The organism is Cytobacillus purgationiresistens (assembly GCF_030813235.1).
Classification (GTDB): Bacteria; Bacillota; Bacilli; order Bacillales; family Cytobacillaceae; genus Cytobacillus; species Cytobacillus purgationiresistens.
In genome coordinates, this window is record NZ_JAUSUB010000047.1 from 22,353 (window position 1) to 30,199 (window position 7,847).

Annotated in this window: 8 protein-coding genes; 1 reads left to right on the plus strand and 7 read right to left on the minus strand. The window is 35.1% G+C overall.

Annotated features, from left to right (window positions below):
• Positions 1-9: 9 nt before the first annotated feature.
• From J2S17_RS27280 to epsC, 5 genes are all read right to left on the minus strand, one after another.
• Complete coding sequence (locus tag J2S17_RS27280) at positions 10-861, minus strand: coiled-coil domain-containing protein (protein ID WP_307480214.1); 852 nt, start codon at positions 859-861, stop codon at positions 10-12.
• A 79-nt stretch (positions 862-940) separates the two neighbouring features.
• A complete protein-coding gene (locus tag J2S17_RS27285) occupies positions 941-1,804 on the minus strand; it encodes a cell division protein FtsX (protein ID WP_307480234.1) in 864 nt (287 codons plus the stop codon).
• The gene (locus tag J2S17_RS27290) at positions 1,785-2,450 is read right to left on the minus strand and encodes a cell division ATP-binding protein FtsE (protein ID WP_307480216.1); all 666 of its coding nucleotides are present in this window, start codon (positions 2,448-2,450) and stop codon (positions 1,785-1,787) included. The genes J2S17_RS27285 and J2S17_RS27290 overlap by 20 nt, the downstream gene beginning before the upstream one ends.
• Positions 2,447-3,919 carry a phytoene desaturase family protein gene (locus J2S17_RS27295; protein WP_307480218.1) on the minus strand — a complete coding sequence of 491 codons (1,473 nt, stop codon included), beginning with the start codon at positions 3,917-3,919 and terminating at the stop codon, positions 2,447-2,449. The genes J2S17_RS27290 and J2S17_RS27295 overlap by 4 nt, the downstream gene beginning before the upstream one ends.
• Before the next feature lie 22 nt (positions 3,920-3,941).
• Entirely contained in the window at positions 3,942-4,613 is a 672-nt protein-coding gene (epsC, locus tag J2S17_RS27300; protein WP_307480222.1) for a serine O-acetyltransferase EpsC, read from the minus strand.
• Between the two features lie 93 nt (positions 4,614-4,706).
• Between epsC and J2S17_RS27305 the strand changes: the two genes are divergently transcribed.
• A complete protein-coding gene (locus J2S17_RS27305; RefSeq protein ID WP_307480224.1) occupies positions 4,707-5,459 on the plus strand; it encodes a thioesterase II family protein in 753 nt (250 codons plus the stop codon).
• Between the two features lie 78 nt (positions 5,460-5,537).
• On the opposite strand, the gene J2S17_RS27310 is transcribed toward J2S17_RS27305, so the two are convergent.
• Positions 5,538-5,948 (minus strand): hypothetical protein, encoded by a 411-nt coding sequence (locus J2S17_RS27310; protein ID WP_307480226.1) that lies wholly within the window; start codon positions 5,946-5,948, stop codon positions 5,538-5,540.
• A gap of 68 nt (positions 5,949-6,016) precedes the next feature.
• Positions 6,017-7,847: AMP-binding protein (locus J2S17_RS27315; RefSeq protein WP_307480228.1), on the minus strand; the 1,831-nt coding region annotated here is incomplete at its 5' end.

The following is a 7,847-nucleotide window of genomic DNA, read 5'->3' on the forward strand; positions in this document are numbered from 1 at the left end:
TTATAGTATTTAATCGTTTAGTGTTTCTACTGACTGAATGATGAGTGCACCATTTGTCTGTTCGAAATAGAAATCTGCAGATTGGTCATTGATATCCGAATAATCAATAGAAAAACTCTGAAGTATATTTAATAATTCTTCCGGAACAAGAAACCCATTAATGAAACCCGCTTCGACATCTAGGAGGATTTTTCTATCTTCTTTAATAAATCTTGATATAAGAATCAAGTGTGCTTCGTTCCTTTTCAAATTGATATAAACGTGATCAGATCTTAAAAAATATTCCAAAGATGTATATTCATTAATCTGTCCTTCTTCTAAATTATAGGGAGAATCTTTCGATGTTTGTTTCACAATTCTATGTAAATTTTTATTAATTGCTTCTCCATCTTCAGATAGTTCTAGCAAGTATCCGATATTTTGAGTCCATATTTCAGAAACTTTCTCACTAACTTCCTCTAATGTGGGATCGCCACCTAACTCACCTATTATCTTTTCTCTCTCCTTTAAGTTTTCTCCAAGAACATCCAGAAGTTTCTGATAACTCACTAAAGCATCATGCTGTACTTTTAGTGGTAAATAGTCAGTATAAAGATATTCCAACTGTTTGAAGTCTTCATTAATAGAATCTTTAGCTATTTTCTGAAAGGTTAGTAAATCTATTAAACTATCGGAGTATCCCAACGTTTTAAAATACGCTTCCATTCCTTTAGTATGGTAGAAGGTAAACATCGGTTCAAACTCTTCAATTTTCTCCTTAAATTTTGTCTCATTCGCTTTTACTTTTGACTCCAGTTCCTCTATCTCTTTTTTAGTCTCATTTAGTTGTTCTTTTAACAATTCGACTGAATTCTCTTCCATCATATCTACAAATACACCAGTCAGATGTGCATACACCGGGATGGCAATGATAAAGAGACAAATTGTAATAATAATAATCCTACTCATATCTTAGGGTCCTATACGTCGAAATAAAGCTTCCAGTGAGACCGAGCAAAAGACCTCCAAAAAGAGAAAAGGTAAAAACCAAAAACAGATTAAGTTTTTGTTCTTCAAAGACGTATGGTAGTTGAGCATATAACATTTGAATAAGATTTTCGTGTGCAAAATATACTAAATAATTCGCGAGTATGCTTCCCATTAAACCGATTATGGCACCCTCAATCAAAAATTGAATTCGAACGTGGCTTGGTTTGGCTCCTAATAACAATTTAACTCTTACTTCTTTCCTTCTCTTAATCATCGTTAGGTTAATAGTCATCATGACAGTTAAGACTGAAGCAAAAACAAGAGTAATAATCGCTAGGAAACTATACCTCTCAACACTGTCAGTCCAACGGATAACAGTTGCAACATATTCTCCAGGATAAATAACATCCGTGATTCCTTCGGTATTATTTAACATGTCTGCCATATAGTCTACGCTGGTGTTGTCTTTCATATCAATGGTAATTGCATCTGGTAGTGAACTAAAATTAAACATTTCCAAAAGTTCTGATTTATCTTCAAATAACTTACTCATGCTAACAACCATTTCTTCTTTGCTTTCAACTTTAACACTATAAACAAGCGGGTTTTTCTCAATTGTCAGTGCAATTTCAGATGCATTCCATTTTGGGTCTATCATTACTCTTATTTTCACCTGATTATTCAAATAATCAATTGTATGATTTAGGCTATTTTTCACTAGCAAAGATACCCCTAGAACAGAGATAGATATAAATATAATTAATACTGCTGCAGCAACTGCAGGAACATTTCGAAGTAAGCCTAATCGTGCTTCATTAAATAAGTAGATGATCATTCTCACTAATTTTCACTTTCCCTTCACTCATGATAATTATTTTTGCTGGAAAGCTCTTTACTAGTTCTAAATCATGGGTAACAATTAGAACTGTCACTCCTTCCTCATTAAGTTGCTTCAGAAGGCGAATGATATGGTAGGCATTCTCAGTATCAAGGTTGCCGGTAGGTTCATCGGCTAGAATTATTTCTGGTTTATTTAACAATGCTCTTGCTACTGCTACGCGTTGCTGTTCACCACCCGATATATTTTTTGGATAAAGGTTCTCCTTTCCTTTTAATCCCACTTTTTCTATTAGCAATGTTGTACGATTGTGAATATCCTTATTAGTTTTTCCAACTACATGTCCGGCAAGAGAGATATTTTCATACACAGTTTTTTCCTGCAATAATTCAAATGATTGATAGATGACGCTTATTTTTCTTCTGATATTATAAGTAGCAACCTTGTTTAAATCCTGACTATCAACAGTTATCTTACCAGACCAACCTCTAACTTCTTTTGTTAGTATCTTTAACAAGGTGCTCTTGCCAGATCCTGATTTCCCATGCAAAAATACAAAGTCACCCTTTTCAATTTGTAGGTCAAGGTTATTAATTACATTTGTATTATTGTAGATTTTGTTTAGGTTTCTGATAAAAATCATGTAAGGACCTCTCTTTTTTCTTTTGTAAGAATAGTTGTAGCCAAATTGTACCCACTTGATATTACGCCACTATATCCCGCTCCAGGTTTAGTCCAAGCACCAACTAGATAAAGCTGGGGAATAGGTGTCATTTGAGGAAGGCTCCTATGTAGTGATTGTTCAACTGTTTGTGCTGCTCCATATATTGCACCCTTCGTGTGCCCAGTATATCTCTCTACAGTTAATGGAGTTGCAAGTTCAATATGCTTCACTTTTTCTTTTATGCCTGGGTAGATTTTCTCCAGTCTATCTAAGTAGATTTGTGTTATCTCTTTTTTCTTTTGTAAGTATTCCTCCTTATTTAATTTATTCCAATCATCGTAGCTACAAATTTGCATCATGGTTAAGGTACTTTCAAAAGCATTTTGGTAATTAGGTACTATATTTTCATAAATTGTAAGACAATAAGGCATTTCTTTATAATTCCCATCTTCTATATCATGTTCAATACGGTTTAAATCGTAATAATCATTTACAAATATTTCATGACTCGCTTCTTCATATACCTCTGAAAAATTCCCATCAAAAATCAAATATGCTTGTATGCATGAAAAACTGGGCTGAATCTTCTCTACTTTCTGTTTTAATCTTTTGGGTAACTCTTCTATTCCAGAGATAATAGGAAGAAGTTTCTTTGGGTCCATATTTGAAATGATGTGCTTAGCGTAGTATTCTTTCCCTTTCTTGGTTCTTACTCCTCTTGCTTTCCCATCAATAGTAATGACTTCAGTTACCTCTTGTCTCGTGATTATCTCTCCTCCCATGCTAATCAGTTTTGAAATTAGCGCATTTGAAATAGACTGTGAGCGTCCCACAGGATAAGCTCCACCATAATGATGATAGTCGGTCCATGCGTATGCAAAATAGTTAGCAGATAGTTTAGCTGGTATAAGTCCAAAGTAACCCCATAATTGACAAATTACAGACTGTAATTTTGGCGATTTTATATGTTCATCCATTAATTGTTGAAGGGTATGATTTTGATATTTTATATATGTGGACACACCTTTTCTATTGCTAATCATTTCTTCTCGAATAGTAACAAAGAGTTGAAACAGAGAATGTATGCCCTCTGTTTCTTCAGGAAATAATTTAATCAAATCTTTTTCATATTCCTGAGCCTGGCCATTTACAACAAATTTTCCCTCAGGATGATAAACTGAATATAAATCGGGTAATTCATTAAACTTTAATTTATCAAACACACCTATTTCTTTAAAAATCTTGTTTATTCTCCCCCCCTCTCTTAATCCACTTATACTATGTAGGGACACATCGAATTCCCATTTCCTTTTTCTCTTAAATGATGTGGCAAATCCTCCTGCTATGATATGTTTCTCTAAGACAACCACCTTTTTCCCTGTTTGTGCAAGCTTACAAGCGGCTACTAATCCTCCTAGTCCGGAGCCAATGACGATTACATCATACATAAATCTTCCTCCTTTTATTTATCTATAGTGAAACAGTTTTTTTCTTAACTTCTTTCTGATTGGTTATCAACTCATCTTTAAAGAGGGCTATACAGGGCTCTGTTATGATCTCTCCCACACAATTACCAGTTTCTACTAAACATTCAATTTCTAGTTCGCTATTTTGACTAATTTTTTCATCATTCTTTTTAACAATCCTTCCTGGTATGCCAACTACCGTTGAATTTTCAGGTATATTTTTTAACACTACAGAACCTGCACCTATCTTGGAGTTATCCCCTATTGTTAAAGGCCCAAGTACCTTCGCTCCTGCGGATATAACTACATTTTTCCCTATAGTTGGGTGTCTTTTGCCAGTGTCTTTACCTGTTCCTCCAAGGGTAGAACCATGATAAATGGTTGCATTATCCCCAATTTCTGCTGTTTCACCAATTACAACCCCCATACCATGATCTATGAAAATACCTTTTCCTAATTTGGCAGCAGGATGGATTTCAACTCCAGTAATGAATCGACTTATATACGCTATTCCCTTAGAGACAAATGTAAGGTTTTTACAATACATACAGTGAGATATACGATGAAGTATCAAAGCCTGAAACCCAGGGTAAAAGAAGAAAATCTCTACTGCATTTTTAGCAGCTGGGTCTCGTTCCAAAACTGCTTTTAAATCGCATTTAATTTGGGTAAACATTTGTACCTCCTAATTGAAAATCTATATATTTACTTAAAAGGTATTATTTTGTTATTGTTATATTAAATCTATATATTTTAAGGAGTGTAGCTAATGAAATTAGATTTATCGTTAATGCAGTGGTCTTTCAATAAATCTTTTAATTCAGACTCTAAAATTCGAATTCTTTTTTTCCCTTATGCTTGTGGCGGCGCCTCAATCTATCGGAATTGGCAAAAGTTTTTCCCTTTTGATATTGATGTTATTCCTATTCAACTACCTGGAAGAGAAAATCGAATTACTGAAAAGCCTTATACTAACATTGATGAATTAACGACTGATTTGGTAGATATTTTAAACCCTTTATATGATAAGCCAATTGCATTTTTTGGCCATAGTATGGGATCACTAATTAGTTATGAATTATCAGTAAAGCTACAACAATTCGGAATCAAGCCAGTTCATTTGTTTGTTTCTGCACATTTAGCCCCTCATAAAAGTAATCATGATACTAGAGATCATTTGTTATCGGATGATCAATTAATTAATAGACTTCGAGAGTTATCCTTTACACCAGAGCCTGTTTTACAAAATAAAGACCTTATGAATTTATTACTTCCGGTTATTCGTGCTGACTTTTCTATGTGTGAAAATTACAATTTCATAAATAGACCAGCTTTACGTTGTCCCATAACTGTATTTGGTGGAACAAGAGACAAAGAGGTTTCTACTAATGAATTGGATGAATGGAAATACCTTACGAATGATAGTTTTTCAAAAGTTGTTATAGATGGTGATCATTTCTTTGTACATAATCATGCTTCAACGATTACAACAAATATTATTGAAAGATTAGGTTTAATTTAACATTGATAATATTTTTAAAACGCGCCCTCCAAATCCTCATAGTGTTCTAAGAGATAGAGGAAATGGGGGCTTTTTTATTTATTGACTTAAGCTTGCTCCTTTATTATTTCTATTTCTTAAAAAGAGTTGTTTAATAGATATGATGATTGTTAATAGTAAAAACAAATACCCTCCATACCTTAGTAGCAAGTGCGGCATGGCATTAGCTGCTGGTTCAATTCCTCTGATATGATAACCAAAATTATCCCACAAACTACCAATTGTCATTATGATAACTGCAATTAAGTTTAGAGCCATTAACCATTTATTTTGATCTTTAAACACTATTCGATATCTTAAAACTGCTATAGCAGATAGTACAATTCCTATCATCATGGTGGCATGAGGGGCAGGGATATATTCTATTTTTATCTCAGTTGTCAAATGCATAATTACATCCCATACATAACCAATAAAGTATATTAATATAGATAACCAAATCCATTTCATGTTTGTTTCCTCCTTGATTTCCCTTGTAATTTTACTGTGGCTTTAAATAAGCCACAGTAAATCAATGTTTAGATCATAATGCTTAAATTCCTCAAAATTTCAGCATGTTTTGAAACATAAGGTGAATGAATCATTCCCATATGATTACCGAACCCTTTGATGACTTGATGTTTGCCTATAGTTGATGAGGACCAAGACAATCCGTCGTTATCTTCAGTGCTAATGACAATAATGTCAGAATTTATGGTTCCTTCATTCACTGTTTCTTCCAAATACCTTCGATACTTTTCAATTCTTTTCTTTACTTTTTGCCGTAGCGACGGTGTAGTAAGTAAATCTTTATACTTGAATTCAGCATTTTGTATTTGGTCCTCTATCTCTTTTTCCAATTGCCTATCACTAATTTCTTTAATACTAGTTTTACATTCGGCATCTAAGATTATCAGACTCGATAATGATTCACCAGATATCTCCATATTCTTTGCTACCTCAAAAGCAAGATTTCCTCCGGCTGAGTAACCAAGAAGGGTATATGGTCCCTCTGGTTGGAATTCTTTTATTAATTCAATGTATCTCTGCAATCTGTCTTCCTGTTCAATAAAATCAAAAGCAATTATTTTATGGTCTAAAAGATTATCTGCCAAACTTTTAAATTCAAATCCAAAACCTGAAACCGGCGGAAAACAGAAAATAGGAATTTGTCCGTCACTTAGTTGGGTAACTGGGTTATCACTTCCGGAAATGTAGTTCCTAAAATTATCAATTTTATTCGTTAATTCAAGAAGAGAAGGGTAACGAAATACCCATTCTAGTGGGAACTCTATATTCCATCTTTTTAATATTTTCCCAATTAATATTGTTGCCTTAAGGGAATGGCCACCTAATTCAAAGAAATCATCATGTAATCCGACTCTTTCTACACCCAATAGGTTCTTCCAAATGACTGCCAAGGCTTGAGCCGTTTCACTTTCAGGTGCTTCATATGCCTTTTCCACGCCTCTTCTTGGATCAGGTAATGATTTACGATCAATTTTTCCATTCTCACTTAGTGGCAGTCTATCCAGCCATACATAATAGGTTGGAAGCATGTACATTGGCAAAGCTGTTGATAAGAATTCACGCAGTTCATGATCCTTTACTCTTTCACCTACTATATAGGCAGTGAGTCCATTGTTTCCTTCTTCATCTTTTAAGACCGTGACAAGGGCTTCTTTTATTGCTGGGTGAGATGAGAGCTGTGTTTCCACTTCACCGAGCTCAATTCTGTAGCCTCTTACCTTCACTTGATGGTCTTTTCGTCCAAGGAACTCCATGTTTCCATCCGGAAGCATTCGACCCATATCACCCGTTCGATACACCCGACCTTCATGGTAGGGGATTTTCATAAATGCAGAATTGGTTTTTTCTTCATCTCCCATATACCCACGCGCAACCCCTATTCCTCCAATGTATAGCTCACCTCTTACCCCTTGCGGGACTGGGCGCTGGTTGGCATCGAGAATATAAAAACGGTTATTTCCAATCGGTTTTCCGTAAGGAATGCTTTTTTGCCCTTCTTCAACCGAGTGAATGGGATAATAATTTGACCAAACGGTGCCTTCTGTAGCTCCGCCAAGACCAATGATTTGAGCTTGTGGTAAATAAGCTTCTGCTCGCTTCTTCAGGTCCACAGGAATCCAATCCCCGCTTAAGAATATAAGCCGCAAATCTTCCTGAAGGTACGGCGTGCCACTTTCTTCAAAACTTCTAATTAAGTGATGCAGAGTTGTTGGGACAGAATCCCAAAATGTGATCCTTTCTTTCCGCAGCACTTCTCTTAAGCGCATAGGATCTTTTACGTCCTCTTTTTGAGCGATGACCACAGTCCCTCCGGAAGCCAGGATACCGAACACGTCGTAT